Here is a 20,066-nt window from a genome sequence, read left to right as displayed (position 1 = left end):
TCCAAGGCCGACCCGCATGCTTGCATGGAATGCCCAGCTCTACAGCCGGTTCGAGGACGAGCGCACGCGCCCGGCCGCCGAGCTGCTGGCGCGCGTGGCCCTGCCCGACGATGCCGCCTATGTGGTGGATCTGGGCTGCGGGCCGGGCAATTCCACCGAGCTGCTGGCCCAGCGCTTCGTGCATGCACGGGTGCTGGGTGTCGACCAGTCGCAAGACATGCTGGCCGCTGCGCGCCAGCGTCTTGCGCATGTGCATTTTGAGCAGGGTGACATCGCCCATTGGCAGGCTCCACTGCACAACGGGCGTTTGCCCGACCTGATTTTTGCCAATGCGGCCCTGCAATGGGTGCCGGACCACGCGCAGCTGCTGCCCCGCTTGATGGGCATGCTGGCGCCCGGTGGCGTACTGGCCGTGCAGATGCCGGACAACCGCGATGAGCCCACCCACCGTCTGATGCGTGAAGTGGCAGCGCTGCAGCCCTGGGCTGCAGAGATCGGTGATCCGCATGCGTTGCGCACGGATTTGCTGTCTTTGAATGATTACTACGATGTGTTGGCCCGTGGTGCGCAGGTGGATGCCTGGCGTACGGCGTACCAGCACCCAATGGACAGTGCGGAGGCGATTGTCCAATGGGTTCGTGGCACCGGTCTGCGGCCGTTTCTCCAGCCTCTGCGTGCCGAGCTGCAAACCAGCTTTGTGGCCGAATACACCCGCCGCATCGATGCTGCCTACAGCCTGCGCAGCGATGGCCGGCGCCTGCTGGCCTTTCCCCGCTTGTTTTTGGTGGCCCGCCGCCCCATCTGACGATCAGTAGCCATGAGTGTTTCCGCCATCCATCCTGCACAGGTACTGCTCGGCGCCCAGTCCGGGGCCCTGGCATTGCCGGTCTGCGACCACTACAGTGGCGTGGAAGACCGCATGCGCAAGAGCCTGGCCTTCCAGGCGCAGATGATGGAAGAGTTTGGCCGCTGCGTGTTCGATGTGACCCTGGATTGTGAAGACGGCGCGGCCGTCGGCCAGGAAAAGGCCCATGCCCAGCTGGTCGCCTCGCTCGCCAAGAGCGCTGCGCCCGGTGCCCGTGTGGCCGCCCGCGTGCATGCGGCCGACCACGCGGCGCTGGCCGAAGACATCGCCACCATCGCCGGTGAGGCAGGCGAGCAGCTGTGCCACATCATGGTGCCCAAGGTCGAGTCGGCCGATGACATCGACAAGGTCGACCGCTTGCTGCAGGCGGCTACCAGCACCCCGGTGCCGCTGCATGCGCTGATCGAGTCGCCCCAGGCGGTGCACCGCGCGTTCGAGATTGCGGCCCACCCCCGTGTGCAGAGCATCAGCTTTGGCCTGATGGATTTTGTCTCTGCCCATGGCGGCGCCATCCCTTCGAGCGCGATGGGCGTGCAAGGCCAGTTCACGCATCCGCTGGTGCTGCGCGCCAAGCTGGAGATCGCCGCCGCCTGCCACGCCTACGGCAAGGTGCCGTCGCACTGCGTGGTGACCGAGTTCAAGAATCCCGATGCGATGGAGCAGGCAGCCCGCCGCGCCTATGGCGAGCTGGGCTACACCCGCATGTGGAGCATCCACCCCGCGCAGATCCGGCCCATCCTGCAGGCCTTCGCGCCGACGCAGAGCCAGGTCGATGAAGCGGCCCGCATCGTGCGGGCGGCGGCAGACGCGCAATGGGCGCCGATCAGCGTCGATGGGGTCTTGCATGACCGTGCAAGTTATCGTTACTTTTGGCAAATTTTGGAGCGTGCTGCGCAGACGGGTTGTCCGTTGCCGGGTACAGTGCGGGAGTGGCTGTAACCATCCGGGTCCAGCCCTTTTCCTGTTTCTTGCGTTGTATCGCGGGAGTTGTTATGAAAAATCGCGTGATTTCTTTGTTGGTCTTGGTTCCTGCATTGACTCTGGCCATGGGCAGTGTGCAGGCGCAAGAGAAAAAGGCTGCCAAGCCAGCGGCTGCCAAAACCACTGCGGCCAAGAAGGCACCGGCCAAAAAGGCCCCTGCCAAGCGTGCCGCCACTGCCAAAAAGGGTGCTGCGGTCGCCGCGGGCGCCGGCGCCGCCACTGCGGCCGCCGCCATTCCCGCCCAGCAGACGCTGACCCCTGCCGAACTGGCCATCGCCGAGCAGGTCTACCAGGGCCGCATCAACTGCGAGCTGGGCGCCTCGATCAATATCGCCAAGGACTCGGTCAACCCCGGCTACTTCTTCGTTGAAGGCAAGGGCTTCAAGTACCACATGGCACCGGTGTCCACCTCCACCGGCACCATCCGCCTGGAAGACCAGCACGCAGGCGCCATGTGGCTGCAGGTGGCCAACAAGTCCATGCTGATCAACCGCAAGCTCGGTCAGCGTCTGGCCGACGAGTGCATGAGCCCCGAGCAGAACCAGGTTGCCGAAGCCATCAAGAAAAACCCACCTGCCGCACTGTTTGAAGGCAACGGCCGCTGATAAGAACAGCGGCGCGGATGCCCGACGCCTTGCGAGCGCCCCACCATTGAAATAGAGAACCGGAGAACGTATGTTGAAAGCCTACCGCGACCATGTGACTGAGCGTGCCGCTCTGGGCATCCCCCCACTGCCGCTGGATGCCAAGCAGGTCGCTGACTTGATCGAGCTGATCAAGAACCCGCCTGCCGGTGAAGAAGCATTTCTGCTCGATCTGCTGACCCACCGGGTGCCGCCAGGCGTGGACGATGCCGCCAAGGTCAAGGCTTCCTTCCTGGCTGCCGTGGCACACGGCGACCTGAAAGTGGCGCTGATCTCCAAGGCCAAGGCCACCGAGCTGCTGGGCACGATGGTAGGTGGTTACAACGTTCATCCGCTGATCGAGCTGCTCGATGACGCAGACGTGGCAGCCGTGGCTGCCGATGCGCTCAAGAAGACGCTGCTGATGTTCGACTTCTTCAATGACGTCGCCGACAAGGCCAAGGCCGGCAATGCCAAGGCCAAGGAAGTGATGCAAAGCTGGGCCGATGCCGAGTGGTTCACGTCGCGCCCCGAAGTCGAGAAGAAGATCACCGTCACCGTGTTCAAGGTGCCCGGTGAGACCAACACCGACGACCTGTCGCCCGCACCGGATGCCTGGAGCCGTCCCGACATCCCGCTGCACTACCTGGCGATGCTGAAGAACACGCGCCCTGACGCGGCCTTCAAGCCCGAGGAAGATGGCAAGCGCGGCCCGATGCAGTTCATCGAAGAGCTCAAGAAGAAGGGCAACCTGGTTGCCTACGTCGGCGACGTGGTCGGCACCGGTTCTTCGCGCAAGTCTGCTACCAACTCCATCATCTGGGGCACGGGTGTGGACATTCCCTTTGTGCCCAACAAGCGCTTTGGTGGCGTGACCCTGGGTGGCAAGATCGCTCCGATCTTCTTCAACACACAGGAAGACTCCGGCGCGCTGCCGATCGAAGTGGACGTCTCCAAGCTGGAGATGGGCGATGTCATCGATGTGCTGCCCTACGACGGCAAGATCGTCAAGAACGGCGAGACCATCGCCGAGTTCTCGCTCAAGAGCGATGTGCTGCTCGACGAAGTGCGTGCCGGCGGCCGTATCAACCTGATCATCGGCCGCTCGCTGACGGCCAAGGCGCGTGAAGCGCTAGGCCTGCCCGCGTCCACCGTGTTCCGTCTGCCCCAGGCGCCTGCCGAATCCAAGGCCGGCTTCACCCTGGCGCAAAAGATGGTTGGCCGTGCGGTCGGTCTGCCGGAAGGCCAGGGCGTGCGCCCCGGTACCTACTGCGAACCGCGCATGACCACCGTGGGCTCGCAAGACACCACCGGCCCGATGACCCGTGACGAGCTGAAGGACCTGGCCTGCCTGGGCTTCTCCGCCGACATGGTGATGCAGTCCTTCTGCCACACGGCGGCCTACCCCAAGCCGGTGGACGTCAAGACCCACCGCGAACTGCCCAACTTCATCAGCAACCGCGGCGGCGTGGCCCTGCGCCCTGGTGACGGCGTGATCCACAGCTGGCTCAACCGCCTGCTGCTGCCCGACACCGTCGGCACCGGCGGTGACTCGCACACCCGTTTCCCTATCGGTATCTCGTTCCCCGCAGGCTCGGGCCTGGTGGCCTTCGGTGCCGCGACGGGCGTGATGCCGCTGGACATGCCTGAATCGGTGCTGGTGCGCTTCAAGGGTGAAATGCAGCCGGGCGTGACCCTGCGCGATCTGGTGCACGCGATTCCGCTGTACGCGATCAAGGCTGGTCTGCTGACCGTCGCCAAGGCCGGCAAGATCAACGAGTTCTCCGGCCGCATCCTGGAAATCGAAGGCCTGCCCAACCTGAAGGTGGAGCAAGCGTTCGAGCTGTCCGACGCGTCGGCCGAGCGCTCTGCCGCTGGCTGCACGATCAAGCTCAACCCCGAGCCGATCAAGGAATACCTGACCTCGAACATCGTTCTGATGAAGAACATGATCGCCGACGGTTATGACGATGCCAAGACCCTGCAGCGCCGTATCGAGAAAGTGGAAGCCTGGCTGGCCAAGCCCGATCTGCTCGAAGCCGACAAGGACGCCGAGTACGCGCACATCATCGAGATCGATCTGGCCGACATCAAGGAGCCTATCGTCTGCTGCCCCAACGATCCGGACGACGCCAAGTTCCTGTCCGAGGTGGCGGGCACCAAGATCGATGAGGCCTTCATCGGTTCGTGCATGACCAACATCGGCCACTTCCGCGCTGCAGCCAAGCTGCTGGGCGGCCAGCGTGACATCCCTGTCAAGCTGTGGGTGGCACCGCCCACCAAGATGGACCAGAGCGAACTCATCAAGGAAGGCCACTACGCCGCCTTTGGTACCGCGGGTGCCCGTACCGAAATGCCCGGCTGCTCGCTGTGCATGGGCAACCAGGCCCAGGTGCGTGAAGGCGCCACGGTGATCTCGACCTCGACCCGCAACTTCCCCAACCGTCTGGGCAAGAACACCAATGTGTTCCTGGGCTCTGCCGAGCTGGCTGCGATCGCATCGCGCATCGGCAAGCTGCCGACCAAGGAAGAGTACCTGAAGGAAATGGGCGTGATCGATGCCGACAAGGCCTCCGTCTACCGCTACATGAACTTCAACGAAATCTCGGAATACGCCGAGGTGGCCGAGAAGATCTAAGCCTTTTGGCCCAAGTGCAGGGGTTTGCAGCCTCTGCCCTTCCCACCCGCTTCGGCGGGTTTTTTTTATGCCATGTATCTAGGTTTTGCGTGCTGCCCCGTGCAAAAAAAGCGGAGGTATGCACAATGTTCGCTGGCCGCAGGCCGTGCCTGTGCGCCGGAGGGCCTGGCCATGGCCAGGCCTGCTTGTCCCATTTGTAGACATGCCCGACGGGAGAAATGAGTCCGATGAAGATGTGGAAATATGTGGTGGCGCTGCTGGTGCCTGGAGTGATGGCCAGTGCCAGCCTGGCGCAAGTGCAGGGTGGCGCCACGGACAGCGCCGCCTCTGCCGAGGTCACCAGCGCGCAGGCGACGCCCTGTGAAGGCGCCGTGATGTATGCACTGGACAACTGGTACCAGGTGCAGCGCTGCGAAAGCGCAGGCTTTTTGCGGGCCGATGAAACCGCCCAGAGCAGTGCCGATTTTCTGGCCGCGCACCAGGGCATCGAGCAGGATGTGCGCAGCCAAAGCCGGCGTGCGCAACAAGCGCTGGCCTTGGCCGGCACCAGTCCCTGGGACTGGAATGACCCGGGCAACCGCAGTACGCTGGAAAACCTCTGCCGCGACACCTTGCAGTCGCAAAAGCGCATGGTGAGCGAGCCCAGCTGGCGCGAATCGCTCAGCTGCGCGCGCTGACATGGCGCGGCGGGCAGGGCGCATCAGCGCCCAGCCCAGGTGGGGATCCACCCACTGAAGCCTTGCAGGGGGTTCCTAGCCCAGGCGCACGTCGAAGTACGCCTCTTCGACGCCAATCCCCTGAAAGCCTGCCTGCCGTGCCTTGTCGAAGGCCTTGAGCCAAGCGCGTGCCAGCACCTCTTGGCGGGCAGAGATCTCGCCGCCTTCGGCAGCATCGGTGTAGGCACTCAGCGCTTCCAGCATGTCTTGCTCATCGGGGAAAAACTTGCCGATCTCTCTGGCAAAGCGCGCTTCGGCGCGGTGCTTGAGGGCGGGATCAATGCCGTGGCAATCCTGCAGGCTGATGGCGATCGGGGTAGAGACTTCCATAGATTAGATGACTGTTTAAATAAACAGTGCTTAGTATCTCTGTTAACTGTTTATTTGTACAGGTTTTTATCATCGGCCTCTGCATGGGTGTGGCCGGGGACGGACGCGCGCATGCACTCGCGGTCTGGGATTGCACCCTCGCCGAGGCCGGTTTTGCACAGCACGGATACAATACGCCCCCCTGAGTCCAGGAACCTGCGTGGTTCTCGGGCCATTTTTTCGTAGCCATGGGTTCCCTCGCCCCCATTGACCAAAAAGGAATGTCATGAACTCCGCTCATGCCGTGCAGACCCCTGCATCTCGCGTGCCCTTCTATCTGTCCTTGCTGGTGGCCTTCCATATCGCCATCGTCATCGCCAGCAACTACCTGGTGCAGCTGCCCATCTCGCTGTTTGGTTTTCACAGCACCTGGGGGGCCTTCAGCTTTCCCTTCATCTTTCTGGCAACCGATCTGACCGTGCGTCTGATTGGCAAGGCCGAGGCGCGCCGCGTCATCACCCGGGCCATGCTGCCAGCGTTGCTGGTGTCCTATATCGTTGGCGTCATCTTCCATGAAGGGCGCTTCAACGGCTGGGAGGCCCTGCAGACCTTCAACAGCTTTGTGTTCCGCATTGCGCTGGCCAGCTTTGCCGCCTATGTGCTGGGCCAGCTGCTCGACATCCAGGTGTTTGACCGCATCCGCCAAAAGAGCCATGCCTGGTGGATGGCGCCCGCTGCCGCCTCGGTGTTTGGCCAGGCGCTCGATACCGCTGCCTTTTTCTCCATCGCCTTCTGGCGCAGTGCCGATCCCTTCATGGCCGCCAACTGGGTGGAGATCGCGCTGGTGGACTATGTCATCAAGCTGGCCGTGAGCCTGCTGCTGTTTGTGCCCGCCTATGGCGTGGTGCTGGCCGCGCTGGTGCGCTCGATGCGCATGCCGACGGCGCCTGCTGCGGCATCCTGAATGTCTTTGGCAGGTGCTAGCGCCTGAGGGGGCTCTGGGCGATATGCTGCAATGACAAAGGCCGCCAGAATCAAATCTGGCGGCCTTTTTGCATGGGCGCGGCGTAGCTTCAGGTCTGGCTTTGCAGATAGTTGGGCAGGCCCATCATGTTGATCAGGCCGAGCTGCTTTTCCAGCCAGTAGGCATGGTCCTCTTCGGTATCGCGCAGTTGGGCCAGCAGAATGTCGCGGCTCACATAGTCGCTGTGCTTCTCGCACAGTTCCATGCCCTGGCGCAGGCCGGCGCGCACTTCGTATTCGGTGTCCAGGTCCTTTTGCAGCATCTCGGGCACGGTGGCGCCGGGCGTGAACTCCTTGGGGCGCATATCGGGACGGCCACCGAGCATCAGGATGCGGCGCAGCAGCGCATCGGCGTGCTGGGTTTCTTCCTGCATCTCATGGTCCAGGCGGGTGAACAGCTTGCTGAAGCCCTGGTCTTCGTAAATGCGCGAGTGGGCAAAGTACTGGTCGCGTGCGGCCAACTCGCCACGCAGCAGGTCCTTGAGGTAATCGACAACGTCGGGATGGCCTTGCATGTTCTTGTTCTCGGTAAAGTTTGCGAAGCCTGCAGTATCGCGTGTCTGTGTGGCCTTGGTTGCGACAGCAGCCAAATGCCCATGCACCACCGCTCTGGATGCGGGCCGTAAGCAGATGCATTCGCATTGCCTGTGCCGCCTGCGCGGACGATGCCCGGGGCTGGAACGCAACGGTTCTGGCAAGATCAGGGGTTTTGAAGGGAGCGAGCATGAACCCATCCGACGCCTGGCAAGCGCAAGTCCACCCCATCGACCCGGCGGTGCGCGCCGACATCGAGGCCAAACTGGCGCAGATCGAGATCGAGCACCAGGTGCGCATTCTTTTTGCCTGCGAGTCCGGCAGCCGGGGCTGGGGCTTTGCCTCGCCCGACAGTGACTACGATGTGCGCTTCATCTACGCGCCGCGCCTGCCCTGGTACCTGAGCGTCAGCGAGCAGCGCGATGTGATCGAGCTGCCGATCTCCGATGTGTTCGATGTCAACGGCTGGGAGCTGCGCAAGGCGCTGGGCCTGCTCAAAAAGGGCAATGCCACCTTGATCGAATGGTTTGATTCGCCGGTGGTCTACTAGGCCGATCCGCTGTTTGTCGCCGACATGCGTGCCGCCATCGAACGCGTGCACCTGCCCGAGCGCACGCATTACCACTACCTGCACATGGCGCGCAAGAACTACCGCGAGTACCTGCAGGGCGGGACGGTGCGGCTCAAAAAGTACCTGTATGTGCTGCGCCCGCTGCTGGCCTGCCTGTGGGTGTCCGAAGGCCGGGGCGTGGCGCCGATGCGCTTTCAGGATCTGGTCGATGGCACGGTCGCCGATCCGGCGGTGCGCGACGCGATTGCGGCGCTGCTGGTGGTCAAGCGTGCGGCCAAGGAGTCCGAGCATGGCCCCGCAATGCCGGTGCTCAACGCCTTTATCGAGACCACGTTGGCGCAGCTGGAAGCGGCCCCGGCGCCGCAGACGCCGAGCGTGGACTTTGCGCCGCTTGATGACTTGCTGCTGCGCACCGTGCTCAGCGGCCACACGGGCTGATCAGGCGTCTTGCGCCACTGCCTGCACGGCCGATTGCAAGCTGAGCAGCAGCTTGTGCACCAAAGGGTTGTCGGGCTGGCTGCGCCAGACGGCCAGCAGCTCGGATTGCGGCTGCTCGCCCATCAGCGGGATGAACACCACATCGGGCATGCCCACACGCTGCAGCGCGGCCGGCACAATGGCCGAGCCCTGGCCCAGCGACACCAGCGACAGCACCGACAGCCAGTGCCGCACCTCATGCCGCACCTCGGGCGCAAAGCCATGGGCCATGCACATCTGGTAGATGCGCTGGTGGTAGAGCGGAGAGACGGCGCTGGAAAACAGCACCAGGCGCTCATGCCTGAGCTGTGCCAAATCCAGCACCGCATGGCTGGCCAGCGCATGCTGGCGCGGCAGGCAGGCCACAAAGGGCTCTTGCATCAGCAACTGGCTGTGCAGGCCTTCGGGCAGCATCACCGAATGCACCAGGCCCATGTCCAGCTCGGCCTGCTGCAGGCCCAGCAGCTGCTCGGCGCTGTTGAGCTCGCGCATGTCGATGCGCACCTGTGGATGCGCGTTCTGAAAATGGGCCAGCGCCTGGGGCACGCCCCGGTACAGTGCCGAGCCGACAAAGCCCAGGCGCAGATGGCCGCGCACACCCTGGCCCACATCCCGTGTTTCCTGCACGGCCTGGCCGGCCAGCGCAAGCAGCTGGCGTGCGCGTGGCAGCAGGTGGGCGCCGGCAGCGGTCAGGCGCACGCCCTTGCTGCTGCGCTCGAACAGCGCGGCGCCAATTTCTTCCTCCAGCTGGCGGATCGCGACCGACAGCGGCGGCTGCGAGATGGACAGGCGCTGGGCTGCACGGCTGAAGTGCAGCTCTTCGGCCAGGGTTGCGAAGTAGTTCAGCAGCCGCAGCTCCATGGGGTGCTCCTAACTATATTTAATACGTATCGATAAAGATTTTAATAATATTTGACGCGAATAGCAGCGGCTGCTGAAATGGTGCAAAACCCCGCGACTAGAGCGCGAACCCACGCATAAAACACGCGTAACCACGCGGACCGGCAGCGCACTCCGTCGAGCGCAGCGCCGCCAGTCCTGCCATCAGGAGACCTGCATGTCCGCACCGGACCCATCCCAGCGCAGCGCCATCGCGCAGGTGGCACACGCCCATGACCACCCCGTGCCCGATCGCCACGGCAGCAATTTCTACAGCACCGACCCGGCTTTGCAGCAGCTGCTGCAGCTTTACCTGCCCGCCGATCTGCTGGCCCATCTGCAGCCCTATCTGCAGCGCATGGGCGAGCTGGCCGGCGGCCGCATTGATGAGCTGGCCAGCATTGCCGACAAGAACCCGCCCACCCTGGAGCACCGCAGCCGCGCCGGGCAAGACCGCCAGCGCATCATCAAGCACCCGGCCTATGAAGAGCTGGAGCGCATCGCCTATGGCGAATTCGGGCTGCAGGCGATCTCGCACCGCGACGACATGCTGGGCTGGCAGGGCAAGATGCCGCCCATCGTCAAATATGCGCTGACCTACCTGTTCGTGCAGTCCGAGTTTGGCCTGTGCTGCCCCTTGTCGATGACCGACTCGCTGACCCGCACGTTGAAGAAATTCGGTGCGCCGGAGCTGGTCGCCAAGTACCTGCCGCAGCTCCTGTCGCTGGACTGGGACAGCCAGGCCCAGGGCGCCATGTTCATGACCGAGCAGGCCGCTGGCTCCGACATCTCCAACACCCAGACCCTGGCGCAACCGCAGGCCGATGGCAGCTGGCGGGTGACGGGCGACAAGTGGTTCTGCTCCAACCCCGATGCCGAGTTTGCGATGGTGCTGGCCCGTGTCGACGGCGCACCCGCTGGCATGAGGGGCATTTCGCTGTTCCTGCTGCCCCGCCAGCTCGATGACGGCAGCCAGAACCACTACCGCATCATCCGCCTCAAGGACAAGCTGGGCACCAAGTCAATGGCCAGCGGCGAGATCCGCATGGAAGGCGCGATGGCCTACCTGATTGGCGAGCAGGGCCGGGGCTTTGTGCAGATGGCCGACATGGTCAACAACTCGCGCCTGTCCAACGGCGTGCGCTCGGCCGGCATGATGCGCCGCGCTGTCGCCGAGGCCGAGTTTGTGGCCAGCGAGCGCGTGGCCTTTGGCAAGCGCCTGCAGGACATGCCGCTGATGCAGCGCCAACTGGACAAGCTGCGCGTGCCCGCCGAGCAGGCGCGGTCGATGGTGTTCCAGACCGCGCAGACCCTGATGCGCTCGGACGCCGGCGACAAGGAGGCCTATGCGCTGCTGCGCATCCTGACGCCGATGATCAAGTTCCGCGCCTGCCGCGATGCGCGCAAGGTGACCGGTGACGCGATGGAAGTGCGCGGCGGTTGCGGCTACATCGAGGAATGGACGGACCCCCGCCTGGTGCGCGATGCGCACCTGGGCTCCATCTGGGAAGGCACCAGCAATATCGTCGCGCTCGATGTCGTGCGCGCCATCCAGCGTGAAGGCTCGCTGCCGGTGCTGCAGGCCTACCTGCAAGGCCTGCTGGCGGACTGCGGCATCAGTGCCGGCTACCGCCAGGCGCTGGATGCCGCACTGGCCCGCGCCAGTGCGCTGGCCGAGCGTGCCGCGCAAGACGGCGGCGCGGTGCTGGCCCGCCAGGCCGCCACCGGTCTGTACAACTGCACCACCGCCATTGCGATGGCCTGGGAAGCCGGCCAGATCGCATCGGCCGAGCGCCTGCGCCTGTCGCAACTGGTGCTGCTGCACCGGGTGCTGCCGCGCGACCCGCTGGCCAGCGAGTCCATTCCGCACGAGTGGCTGGCCTGATTCGCCTATCCGCAGACCGGCGCAGATGCCGAGATCAACACGCAGGCACCAGACCTGCATTCCTGAATCCATGGAGACAAAATGCAAAAATTTTCGTTGAACGCGGCCGCGCTCGCCCTCGCTTGCCTGGGTGGCCTGGGTATGGCTTCGGCGCAGGCCGCTGACAAGTTTCCCGACCGCCCGATCATGTTCACCGTGCCTTTCCCGCCCGGTGGCCCCACCGATGCGATGGCCCGCATTCTGGCGACGGAGCTGACGCGCGAGCTGGGCCAGAGCGTGGTGGTGGAAAACCGCGCGGGCGCGGGCGGCAATATCGGCGCCGAGTATGTGGCGCGCGCCAAGCCCGATGGCTACACCATCATGTTCGGCACCTCGGGCCCGCTGGCGATCAACAAGAGCCTGTACAAGTCGATCAGCTACGACCCGCGCACCAGCTACGCGCCCATCATCTATGTGGGCTACCTGCCCAATATCCTGGTCGTCAAGGCGAGCCTGCCGGCCGACAACGTGCAGGGCCTGATCGCGCTGGACAAGGCCCATCCCGGCAAGCTCAATTTCGCGTCGTCGGGCAATGGCGCTTCGTCGCACCTGGCCGGGGTCCTGTTCAACAACCTGGCCGGCACCAAGCTGCAGCACATCCCTTACAAGGGCACGGGCCCGGCGCTCAATGATTTGCTGGCGGGACAGGTCGACATGAGCTTTACGGATATCCTCACGGCCATGCCCTATATCAAGGCAGGCAAGGTCAAGCCGCTGGGCGTCGCCACCGCGCGCCGCTCCAGCGCCTTGCCCGACATTCCCACCGTGGCCGAGCAGGGCATGGCCGGGTATGACGTGAGTGTCTTCTTCGGTGTTGTGGCTCCCAAGGGCACGCCGCCCGAGCGTGTGCAGGTGCTCAACCAGGCCTTCTCCAAGGCGCTGGATTCGGACAGTGTGAAAAAGGCCTTTGCCGCGCAGGGCCTGGAGGCTTCACCCGATCGCTCGCCTGCCTACCTGGGGCGCTTCATCGCCACCGAAGTGGACAAGTGGCAGGCAGTGGTTCAGCAGTCGGGTGTGACGCTGGACTGACCCAACGGAAAACGGACATGACAACAACACAGGCGGCCCATGGTGGCGCTTTGCAGGGCATCAAGGTGCTCGATCTCTCGCGTATTCTGGGCGGGCCGCTGTGCGGCCAGATCCTGGGTGACCATGGTGCCGATGTGCTCAAGGTCGAGCCGCCGCAAGGCGACGACACGCGCAGCTGGGGCCCGCCGTTCCGCGACGGCGTGGCCTCGTACTACCTGGGGCTGAACCGCAACAAGCGCGTACAGTTCATGGATCTGGCCAGTGCCGAAGGCCAGGCCCAGGTGCGCGCCCTGATGGCACAGGCCGATGTGGTGGTCGAGAACTTCAAGACCGGCACGATGGAGAAATGGGGCATTGGCTACGAGCAGATGCAGCAGCAGTTTCCGCACCTGGTCTGGTGCCGTGTCACCGGCTTTGGTGCCGATGGCCCGCTGGGCAGCCTGCCCGGTTATGACGCCGCCATCCAGGCCATGGCCGGGCTGATGAGCATCAACGGCGAGGCCAACCGCGATCCGCTGCGCGTGGGCCTGCCGGTGGTCGACATGGTCACCGGCCTCAATGCCGTGATCGGTGTGCTGCTGGCCTTGCATGAGCGCGGCCGCAGCGGCCTGGGCCAATTGGTCGATGCCTCGCTGTACGACGCCGGCATCTCGCTGCTGCACCCGCATGCCGCCAACTGGTTCATGAACGGCAAGATCCCTGGCCGCTCCGGCAATGCCCATCCCAACATCTACCCCTACGATGTTGTGAACACCGGCAAGGCGCCGATTTTTCTGGCCGTGGGCAACGACCGCCAGTTCCGCCTGATGTGCCAGCACCTGGGGCAGGAAGCCCTGGCCGACGACCCGCGCTTTGCCACTGCTGGCCAGCGCTCGGTCCACCGCGATGCGCTCAAGCCGCTGCTGGAACAAGCGTTTGCCGCACATGACGGCGTGCAACTCGCCGAAGACCTGATGGCCATCGGCGTGCCCGCCGCGCCGGTGCTGAATGTGGAGCAGGCCTTGCAAGCCCCGCATACCGCGCACCGCGAGATGGTCGTGAAGATGGGCGACTACACCGGCCTGGGCGCCCCGGTCAAGCTGAGCCGCACGCCAGCGTCCTACCGCTTTGCGCCGCTGACCGAGGGCACGGCGTTCCTGGATGCCGCCAACGACCACTGATCTGCACCGTCAACCCGCAAAAAAGGCCCATGCCTGCGCACTGCAGCATGGGCCCTTTTTTGTGGGCTAGAGGGCGGTGCTCAGTCCAGCAGGCGAATGCCCGTGCGCTGCACAAACTCTTCGTAGCTCAGGGGCTTGCCGGCCTTGGCCGATGGCTGGTTGTCCTGCAGGTGCACCCAGCGCTGGCCGGTGGCCGGGTCATAGACCATCTTGAACACGGCATCGGGCACCCAGACCTGGCCCTCGCCAATGGTGCGCCGCTGCTTGCCAAACACCGGGCCGGTGATGACAAACACATCGCCCTGGGCGCGGCGGATATAGCGGCGCGTATCCTGCTCAATCTGCGACCAGGGCTTGCCGTTCTGGGTCGGGTCCTGCGGCACCATATTGGCCAGCGAATAGCTTTGGGCCTTGCCGTACTTGGTGCTCATGTCACCAGCGGCAGCCATATGGCCACGGCTGAGGCCGGAGCGCCGGTAGTCCGACAGCTGGGCGCGTTCGCGCTCGGGCAGGCGCGCTTCGGGGTAGAACTTGTCGCTGCGCTTCAGGTCCTTGGCCTGCTCCAGCATGCGGGCGTTCAGGCGCTGGGCCACAAAGATGGGTGTCTTGGTCTGGCCCGAGTGCAGCACTGCGAACTCTTCAAAACACAGCGGGCGCAACTGGCCGTAGGCGCTGGTACTGGGCGGCTTGCCCGCAAAGAACTGGGGACAGTCATCAAAGCCTGCAGCCAGGGCAGGGGCGGCGGCGCACAGCAGCATGGGCGCCAGGTAAACAGAGAGGCGAGAAAACATAAGCGCGCAAGTGTTGCACAAGATCGTGGCGCCCGGCGCAAAGGCCGGGCAGGCCGTCGGCTATGCGGGGCTGGGCGGGGGCGCCTGCGGGTACCCGTTGCGGCTGGCTAGTGGGCGGCCTCTTGCAAAAACGTCCACAGCCGCAGCGCCTGGGGCGGCAGCTGAGCCGGATCGCGGCAGGCCAGCACCAGCTGGCGCGCGGCCCAGTCGGCGCTCAGCGGCCGCAGGCGCAGCCGCGCCTGGGGCCAGCGCAGGGTGGCGCATTCTGCAGCGGTGCGCGGCACCAGTGCGGCGCCCAGGCCCATCGCGACCCAGTCGCACAGCGCTTCCAGGTGCGGGGCCAGTGCGCGGTAGCGCAGGGCCACACCCGCCTGCAGCGCCTGCGCGGCCATCAGCTGGTGCAGCGCATGCTGGGGCAGCAGGCCCAGCAGCGCAATGTCCTTGAGGTGGTTCAGCTGCACGTCCTGGGGCAGGGCGCTCAACAGGCGCGTCGTCCCCAGCAGCACCAGTGGGTCATCGCGCCAGACTTGGGTGTGCAGGCTGCCCGCAGGCACGGCGTTGGAGAGCACGCCCATGTCGGCTTCACCGGCCACCAGCGCACGGGCAATGGCATCGCTGGTGCATTCGCGCAGCTCCAGCCGCAGCTGCGGGTTGGCCTGCATGAAGGCGCCCAGCGGCGCAATCAGGTGTTCGCTGATCGCCGAGGTATTGGCCAGCAGCTCAATGCGCGTGCCCAGGCCCTGGCCAAAGGCCTGCATGTCGCCGGCCAGCTGCTCCATCTGCAGCAGCATGCGGCGTGCATGGGGCAGCAGCACGGCCCCCGCTTCGGTGGCTGTTACCCCGCGCTTGCTGCGGTGGAGCAAGGGCGCGCCCAGCACCGTCTCCATGCCCCGGATGCGCTCGCTGGCCGATGCCAACGTGATATGGCAGCGCTCGGCCCCCTGGGTGATGGTGCCGGACTCCAGCGTATGGACAAAAAGGCGCAGGTCTTGCAGGTCAAAGCGCATGGCGGACGAGGGCAGCAGAGCGTGGGGATGCGACATCGTAACGGGCCGCCGGCATCGTGGATACGGATTTTCCGGAGTCACTGTTCGGAATGCATTGCTGCAAAAGGTGCTGCTCCGCATGCCTATGGAAAAAATGAATGCTTCGGCCAGCGCAGGGCTGCGACGGCCGCAGGCATGCCGCCCTGCGCCAACCGTGCATCGCCTGCGGCTGGCGGCCGTGACCTGGCCTGCGCTGGGGTATGCTCTGCGCAGTATGGGATCCAAACATGGCTACTTCGTCTTCTGAAAGCAGTGTTGCCGGCACGGCAGCGTTTTCCAAGTTCATGCGTGTGCTGCAACTGGTGGCCGACAGCAGCGAGCCCCTGGGCATTGCAGAAATAGCCAAGGCGACGGGCTTTCCGCGGCCCACAGTGCACCGCATCGTGGCGGCGCTGCAGGCCGAGCGCATGCTGGTGGAGGCCGGGTCGACGCGCTGTTGGACCCTGGGCCCGCGCCTGGTGCAACTGGCCAGCCGCAGCTGGAGCCGCTCGGGCCTGCGTCTGGCCGCTACACCGGCGCTGCGTGATTTGCGCGATGCGACACAGGAGACCATCCATTTCGCCGTGCCGTCGGGCCACAGCATGGTCTATATCGAAAAGCTCGAAAGCGACAGCGCTGTGCAGATGTCATCGCGCATTGGCACCAGCGTGAACCTGTACTCCACCGCCGTCGGCAAGGCCTATCTGGCCGCATTGCCGCAGCCCGAGGCCAGCGCATTGATGGCAGCGCTGAGCTATGCGCCGCTGACCGCGCAGACTGTGGGCGATGCCAAGGCGCTGCAGCAGCAGGTGGACGAGGTGCGCGAGCGCGGCTGGTCCACCGATGCACAGGAGAATGAGGAGGGCATTTACTGCTTTGGCGCCGCCGTCTTGGGGCCGGACGGCAGCCCCGTGGCCGCCATCAGCGTCAGCACCTTGCTGTTCCGCCAGCGTGAGGATGTGCAGGCTGCCTACATCCAGCCGCTGCTGCGCACCTGCCGCGCGATTGCCCAGCAGCTGGCGCAGAACCCGAACCTGGTGCATGGCTGAGTGCCAGCGCTGGGGCCTCTGGCGAGCCCCGCGCTGCAGCACCCGTTTAAAGCATCACACTTGAATTGGTGATCTTCTTCACCGGCCGTATCGCGCTGCTGTCCGGCTGGATGGATGCTGCATTGTCGCCACTGTCCCAGTGCGGGTCTTCGATGCTGTCAAAGGCCTGGCGCAGCTTGTCGCCCCAGGTGTTACGCACCATGCGGAAGTACTGGTTGAACTCGTCGATGCAGGCGATGTTGTCGCAGGCGAGCGCGTCGGTGTCGTAGACCACCAGGTCCAGCGGCAGGCCCACCGACAGGTTGGATTTGAGCGTGCTGTCCATGGAGACCAGCGCGCATTTGGCCGCTTCGTTGAGCGGCGTCGTCGGCGTCAATACGCGGTCGAGCACCGGCTTGCCGTACTTGGCCTCGCCGATCTGGAAATAGGGCGTCTCGGCCGTGGCCTCGATGAAGTTGCCAGCCGAGTAGACCTGGAACAGGCGCGGGCTCTCGCCGGCGATCTGGCCGCCAAACACGAGGCTGCAGTTGAAGTCCACGCCGGCGCGCTCCAGCGCCTTGCCGTCGCGCTCCTGGATATGGCGCACGGCGGCACCGAGCACGCGGGTGGCGTCGAACATGCTCTTGGCGTTCCAGATGGTGATGGGCGGGCCGCCGTTCTCGTCTTCGAGCTGCTGGGTCTGCAAAATCTCGCGCACCGATTGCGAGATCGACAGATTGCCGGCAGACAGCAGCACCATGAAGCGCTCGCCGCGCTTCTCATACACCATCATCTTGCGGAAGGTGCTGATATGGTCCAGGCCCGCATTGGTACGGGAGTCGGAGAGGAACACCAGGCCGGCGTTCAGCTTGATGGCTACACAATAGGTCATGACTTGTCAGCGAGTCGCTTGAGTGAATACAGTAGATCGAGTGCGTCGCGCGGTGTCAACGTGTCCGGTTGCAGCTCGCGCAGTTGCGCCTCGACGGCGCTGGGGGTCGGGGTCTCGGCCGAAGCCGGTTGGGCAAACAGGTCCACCTGGGAGTCGCCTGCCTGCTGGCGCGATTCGAGCGCGGCCAGCGCATGGCGGGCGTGGCTGAGCACGGGCGCCGGCATGCCGGCGAGCTTGGCCACCTGCACGCCATAGCTGCGGCTGGCCGGGCCCGGTTGCAGCTCGTGCAAAAACACGATGTCGCTGCCCGCCTCGGTCGCGGCCACATGCATGTTGATCGCATGCTTGGCCTTGGCCGGCAGCTCGGTCAGCTCAAAGTAATGGGTGGCGAACAAGGCCAGCGCCTTGGTCTTGTCATGCAGGTGCGTCGCAATGCCGCTGGCCAGCGCCAGCCCGTCAAAGGTGCTGGTGCCCCGGCCAATCTCGTCCATCAGCACCAGGCTGTAGGGCGTGGCGCTGTGCAGAATTTGCGCGGCCTCGGTCATCTCCAGCATGAAGGTGGATTGGGCATTCGCCAGGTCATCGGCCGCGCCGATGCGGGTGTGGATCGCATCGATCGGCCCGAGCAGGCAGCGCGTGGCAGGCACATAGCTGCCCATGCTGGCCAGCAGCGCAATCAGCGCCACCTGGCGCATATAGGTCGATTTACCGCCCATGTTGGGGCCGGTGATGATCTGCAGGCGCTGCAGGCTCGACAGCCGCGTGTTGTTGGCGATGAACGAGGCGTTGGAGGTCTCGGCCAGGCGTGCTTCCACGACAGGGTGGCGGCCCGCATCGATGTCGATGCAGGGCTCGGGCACAAACTGCGGGGCGCACCAGTTCAAGGTCAGCGAGCGCTCGGCGAGTGCGCACAGCGCATCCAGCGATGCAATCGCCTGGCCGACGCGGCACAGCGCCGTCACCTGCGGCTGCAGCTGGTCCAGCACCTGCTCGTACAGCCATTTCTCGCGCTGCAGCGCGCGCTCCTGGGCTGACAGCGCCTTGTCCTCGAAGGTTTTCAGCTCGGGGGTGATGAAACGCTCGGCGTTCTTCAAGGTCTGGCGGCGGCGGTAGTCGTCGGGCACCTTGTCCTTGTGGCTGCTGGTGACTTCGATATAGAAGCCATGCACCTTGTTGAACTGCACGCGCAGGTTGCTGATGCCGGTGCGCGCTTTCTCGCGCGTCTCCAAGTCCAGCAAAAAGGCATCGCAGTTGGTCTGGATCGCGCGCAGCTCGTCCAGCTCGGCATCAAAGCCTTCGGCAATCACGCCGCCATCGCGCACCAGCGCCGCGGGCTCGGGCGCGATCGAGCGGATCAGCAGCTCCATCGCATCCAAAGGCGGCTGCAGCGCCTCAAAAATCTCGCCCAGCAACGGCGCAGGTGCGGCGGCATTGCGCGCCAGCTGCTGCGCCTTTTGCAAGGTCAGGCCCAGCGCCACCAGCTCACGCGGGCGCACCTGGCGCAGCGCGATGCGGGCGGTGATGCGCTCCACATCGGAGACGCCCTTGAGCTCGGTGCGCAGGATCTGCCACGGTGCAGCAGACAGCGTGTCGCTGTCGCCGCGCAGCACGCCGATGGCGCCCAGGCGCGCGCGCGCATCGCTGCGGTCGCGGCTGGGTTCGAGCAACCAGCTCTTGAGCAGGCGGCTGCCCATGCCGGTCTGGCAGGTATCGATCAGCGAGAACAAGGTGGGGCTGTCTTCACCGCGCAAGGTCTTGACCAGTTCCAGGTTGCGGCGCGTGGTCGCCGGCAGGTCGATCAGTGCATCGTCGCGCACGACATGGATGGTCTGCACATGGGGCAGGTTGCGGCCCTGGGTGTGCTCGGCATAGGTGAGCAGCGCGCCAGCGGCCGCATGGGCGGCATACAGTGTCTGCGCATTCCAGGCCTGCAGGCTGGCGGCGCCCAGCTGCTCCAGCAGCTTGCGCTCGCCCAGTTTTTCGTCGAACTGCCAATCGGGGCGCAGCGCCAGCGGGCAGGTCAGCACGCCGCTGCTGCGCAGCTGGTACAGCGATTGTTCAAAGCGCTGCGAGGCGCCGGCGCTGTAGGCCACTTCGCTGGGCGCGATGCGCGCAATCCAGGCGGGCAGCTCTTCATGGGTGCACTCGGCCAGGAAAATCTTGCCCTGGGTCACGCTCAGCCAGGCCAGGCCGCAGCGGGCGCGCTGGGCCTGGTGCACCACCAGCAGCATGGCCTCGGCCTTGTCGCTCATCAGCTCGCTGTCGGTCACCGTGCCCGGCGTGACGACGCGCACCACCTTGCGCTCCACCGGCCCCTTGCTGGCCCCCACTTCGCCCACCTGCTCGCAGATTGCTACCGATTCGCCGAGCTTGAGCAAACGGCCCAGGTAGTTCTCCAGCGCATGGAAGGGCACGCCCGCCATCGGAATCGGCTGGCCGGCCGACTGGCCGCGTTGGGTCAAGGTGATGTTGAGCAGCTGCGCGGCCTTCTCGGCATCGCCATAAAACAACTCGTAAAAGTCCCCCATGCGGTAGAACAGCAGGGTGTTGGGGTGATCCACTTTGGCAGCGTGGTACTGCTGCATCATGGGGGTATGCGAT

Annotated in this window: 17 protein-coding genes and 1 pseudogene; 11 read left to right on the top strand and 7 right to left on the bottom strand. The window is 64.9% G+C overall.

Annotated features, from left to right (window positions below; genetic code table 11):
* Positions 1 to 16 precede the first annotated feature (16 nt).
* The 5 genes from tam to ACHWUQ_RS07390 all read left to right on the top strand — a co-directional run bounded on the left by tam (position 17) and on the right by ACHWUQ_RS07390 (position 5,784).
* Complete coding sequence (tam, locus tag ACHWUQ_RS07410; RefSeq protein WP_373450664.1) at positions 17 to 805, top strand: trans-aconitate 2-methyltransferase; 789 nt, start codon at positions 17 to 19, stop codon at positions 803 to 805.
* Positions 806 to 817: 12 nt separating this feature from the next.
* Positions 818 to 1,804, top strand: a complete 987-nt coding sequence (locus ACHWUQ_RS07405; protein WP_394680752.1) for an HpcH/HpaI aldolase/citrate lyase family protein — start codon at positions 818 to 820, stop codon at positions 1,802 to 1,804.
* A 53-nt stretch (positions 1,805 to 1,857) separates the two neighbouring features.
* Entirely contained in the window at positions 1,858 to 2,451 is a 594-nt protein-coding gene (locus ACHWUQ_RS07400) for a hypothetical protein (RefSeq protein WP_239808932.1), read from the top strand.
* A gap of 70 nt (positions 2,452 to 2,521) precedes the next feature.
* Positions 2,522 to 5,107 carry a bifunctional aconitate hydratase 2/2-methylisocitrate dehydratase gene (gene acnB, locus ACHWUQ_RS07395; RefSeq protein ID WP_394680751.1) on the top strand — a complete coding sequence of 862 codons (2,586 nt, stop codon included), beginning with the start codon at positions 2,522 to 2,524 and terminating at the stop codon, positions 5,105 to 5,107.
* Between the two features lie 227 nt (positions 5,108 to 5,334).
* Positions 5,335 to 5,784, top strand: a complete 450-nt coding sequence (locus ACHWUQ_RS07390; protein WP_312415087.1) for a hypothetical protein — start codon at positions 5,335 to 5,337, stop codon at positions 5,782 to 5,784.
* A 75-nt stretch (positions 5,785 to 5,859) separates the two neighbouring features.
* Here ACHWUQ_RS07390 and ACHWUQ_RS07385 read toward each other — a convergent pair whose 3' ends face one another.
* Entirely contained in the window at positions 5,860 to 6,153 is a 294-nt protein-coding gene (locus tag ACHWUQ_RS07385; protein WP_239808929.1) for a hypothetical protein, read from the bottom strand.
* Positions 6,154 to 6,418: 265 nt separating this feature from the next.
* Here ACHWUQ_RS07385 and ACHWUQ_RS07380 point away from each other — a divergent pair, with 265 nt between their 5' ends.
* Positions 6,419 to 7,096 (top strand): 7-cyano-7-deazaguanine/7-aminomethyl-7-deazaguanine transporter, encoded by a 678-nt coding sequence (locus ACHWUQ_RS07380; RefSeq protein ID WP_239808928.1) that lies wholly within the window; start codon positions 6,419 to 6,421, stop codon positions 7,094 to 7,096.
* A 109-nt stretch (positions 7,097 to 7,205) separates the two neighbouring features.
* Here ACHWUQ_RS07380 and bfr read toward each other — a convergent pair whose 3' ends face one another.
* Positions 7,206 to 7,670: a bacterioferritin gene (gene bfr, locus ACHWUQ_RS07375; protein ID WP_312415092.1), complete on the bottom strand. Its 465-nt coding sequence runs from the start codon at positions 7,668 to 7,670 to the stop codon at positions 7,206 to 7,208.
* A 209-nt stretch (positions 7,671 to 7,879) separates the two neighbouring features.
* Here bfr and ACHWUQ_RS07370 point away from each other — a divergent pair.
* A pseudogene (locus ACHWUQ_RS07370) lies at positions 7,880 to 8,698 on the top strand (nucleotidyltransferase domain-containing protein).
* On the opposite strand, the gene ACHWUQ_RS07365 reads toward ACHWUQ_RS07370, so the two are convergent.
* Positions 8,699 to 9,598, bottom strand: coding sequence for a LysR family transcriptional regulator (locus tag ACHWUQ_RS07365; RefSeq protein WP_394680750.1), 900 nt, complete (start codon positions 9,596 to 9,598; stop codon positions 8,699 to 8,701). It abuts the pseudogene before it with no gap.
* 196 nt (positions 9,599 to 9,794) lie between these two features.
* Between ACHWUQ_RS07365 and ACHWUQ_RS07360 the strand changes: the two genes are divergently transcribed.
* From ACHWUQ_RS07360 to ACHWUQ_RS07350, 3 genes are all read left to right on the top strand, one after another.
* Positions 9,795 to 11,501, top strand: a complete 1,707-nt coding sequence (locus tag ACHWUQ_RS07360) for an acyl-CoA dehydrogenase family protein (RefSeq protein ID WP_394680749.1) — start codon at positions 9,795 to 9,797, stop codon at positions 11,499 to 11,501.
* A gap of 141 nt (positions 11,502 to 11,642) precedes the next feature.
* Positions 11,643 to 12,569, top strand: coding sequence for a tripartite tricarboxylate transporter substrate binding protein (locus tag ACHWUQ_RS07355; protein ID WP_312463500.1), 927 nt, complete (start codon positions 11,643 to 11,645; stop codon positions 12,567 to 12,569).
* 17 nt (positions 12,570 to 12,586) lie between these two features.
* Positions 12,587 to 13,729 carry a CaiB/BaiF CoA transferase family protein gene (locus tag ACHWUQ_RS07350; protein ID WP_394680748.1) on the top strand — a complete coding sequence of 381 codons (1,143 nt, stop codon included), beginning with the start codon at positions 12,587 to 12,589 and terminating at the stop codon, positions 13,727 to 13,729.
* An 80-nt stretch (positions 13,730 to 13,809) separates the two neighbouring features.
* Here the strand turns inward: ACHWUQ_RS07350 and ACHWUQ_RS07345 are convergent, their stop codons facing one another.
* Complete coding sequence (locus ACHWUQ_RS07345; protein ID WP_312415103.1) at positions 13,810 to 14,520, bottom strand: DNA/RNA non-specific endonuclease; 711 nt, start codon at positions 14,518 to 14,520, stop codon at positions 13,810 to 13,812.
* 107 nt (positions 14,521 to 14,627) lie between these two features.
* On the bottom strand, positions 14,628 to 15,563 hold the full coding sequence (locus ACHWUQ_RS07340; protein ID WP_394680747.1) for a LysR family transcriptional regulator: 936 nt from the start codon (positions 15,561 to 15,563) through the stop codon (positions 14,628 to 14,630).
* A 230-nt stretch (positions 15,564 to 15,793) separates the two neighbouring features.
* On the opposite strand from ACHWUQ_RS07340, the gene ACHWUQ_RS07335 reads away from it, so the two are divergent.
* Positions 15,794 to 16,594, top strand: coding sequence for an IclR family transcriptional regulator (locus ACHWUQ_RS07335; protein WP_312463181.1), 801 nt, complete (start codon positions 15,794 to 15,796; stop codon positions 16,592 to 16,594).
* A 46-nt stretch (positions 16,595 to 16,640) separates the two neighbouring features.
* On the opposite strand, the gene ACHWUQ_RS07330 is transcribed toward ACHWUQ_RS07335, so the two are convergent.
* Both ACHWUQ_RS07330 and mutS read right to left on the bottom strand, forming a co-directional pair.
* Entirely contained in the window at positions 16,641 to 17,465 is an 825-nt protein-coding gene (locus ACHWUQ_RS07330; protein WP_394680746.1) for a peptidase, read from the bottom strand.
* Positions 17,462 to 20,053 carry a DNA mismatch repair protein MutS gene (gene mutS / locus ACHWUQ_RS07325; protein WP_312531642.1) on the bottom strand — a complete coding sequence of 864 codons (2,592 nt, stop codon included), beginning with the start codon at positions 20,051 to 20,053 and terminating at the stop codon, positions 17,462 to 17,464. Before mutS ends, ACHWUQ_RS07330 begins: the two co-directional genes overlap by 4 nt.
* Between the last annotated feature and the right edge of the window lie 13 nt (positions 20,054 to 20,066).

It is taken from the genome of uncultured Comamonas sp., assembly GCF_964277875.1.
Taxonomy (GTDB): Bacteria; Pseudomonadota; Gammaproteobacteria; order Burkholderiales; family Burkholderiaceae_C; genus Comamonas; species Comamonas sediminis.
The sequence above is the reverse complement of the archived record's forward strand: the minus strand, read 5'-3'. Positions and strand labels throughout refer to the sequence as shown.

What these genes read in the sequence shown, in the direction of transcription:
- tam (WP_373450664.1), top strand. Translation starts at nt 17, where the DNA reads ATGCTTGCATGGAATGCCCAGCTCTACAGCCGGTTCGAGGACGAGCGC.
- ACHWUQ_RS07405 (WP_394680752.1), top strand. Translation starts at nt 818, where the DNA reads ATGAGTGTTTCCGCCATCCATCCTGCACAGGTACTGCTCGGCGCCCAG.
- ACHWUQ_RS07400 (WP_239808932.1), top strand. Translation starts at nt 1,858, where the DNA reads ATGAAAAATCGCGTGATTTCTTTGTTGGTCTTGGTTCCTGCATTGACT.
- acnB (WP_394680751.1), top strand. Translation starts at nt 2,522, where the DNA reads ATGTTGAAAGCCTACCGCGACCATGTGACTGAGCGTGCCGCTCTGGGC.
- ACHWUQ_RS07390 (WP_312415087.1), top strand. Translation starts at nt 5,335, where the DNA reads ATGAAGATGTGGAAATATGTGGTGGCGCTGCTGGTGCCTGGAGTGATG.
- ACHWUQ_RS07385 (WP_239808929.1), bottom strand. Translation starts at nt 6,153, where the DNA reads ATGGAAGTCTCTACCCCGATCGCCATCAGCCTGCAGGATTGCCACGGC.
- ACHWUQ_RS07380 (WP_239808928.1), top strand. Translation starts at nt 6,419, where the DNA reads ATGAACTCCGCTCATGCCGTGCAGACCCCTGCATCTCGCGTGCCCTTC.
- bfr (WP_312415092.1), bottom strand. Translation starts at nt 7,670, where the DNA reads ATGCAAGGCCATCCCGACGTTGTCGATTACCTCAAGGACCTGCTGCGT.
- ACHWUQ_RS07365 (WP_394680750.1), bottom strand. Translation starts at nt 9,598, where the DNA reads ATGGAGCTGCGGCTGCTGAACTACTTCGCAACCCTGGCCGAAGAGCTG.
- ACHWUQ_RS07360 (WP_394680749.1), top strand. Translation starts at nt 9,795, where the DNA reads ATGTCCGCACCGGACCCATCCCAGCGCAGCGCCATCGCGCAGGTGGCA.
- ACHWUQ_RS07355 (WP_312463500.1), top strand. Translation starts at nt 11,643, where the DNA reads ATGGCTTCGGCGCAGGCCGCTGACAAGTTTCCCGACCGCCCGATCATG.
- ACHWUQ_RS07350 (WP_394680748.1), top strand. Translation starts at nt 12,587, where the DNA reads ATGACAACAACACAGGCGGCCCATGGTGGCGCTTTGCAGGGCATCAAG.
- ACHWUQ_RS07345 (WP_312415103.1), bottom strand. Translation starts at nt 14,520, where the DNA reads ATGTTTTCTCGCCTCTCTGTTTACCTGGCGCCCATGCTGCTGTGCGCC.
- ACHWUQ_RS07340 (WP_394680747.1), bottom strand. Translation starts at nt 15,563, where the DNA reads ATGTCGCATCCCCACGCTCTGCTGCCCTCGTCCGCCATGCGCTTTGAC.
- ACHWUQ_RS07335 (WP_312463181.1), top strand. Translation starts at nt 15,794, where the DNA reads ATGGCTACTTCGTCTTCTGAAAGCAGTGTTGCCGGCACGGCAGCGTTT.
- ACHWUQ_RS07330 (WP_394680746.1), bottom strand. Translation starts at nt 17,465, where the DNA reads ATGACCTATTGTGTAGCCATCAAGCTGAACGCCGGCCTGGTGTTCCTC.
- mutS (WP_312531642.1), bottom strand. Translation starts at nt 20,053, where the DNA reads ATGATGCAGCAGTACCACGCTGCCAAAGTGGATCACCCCAACACCCTG.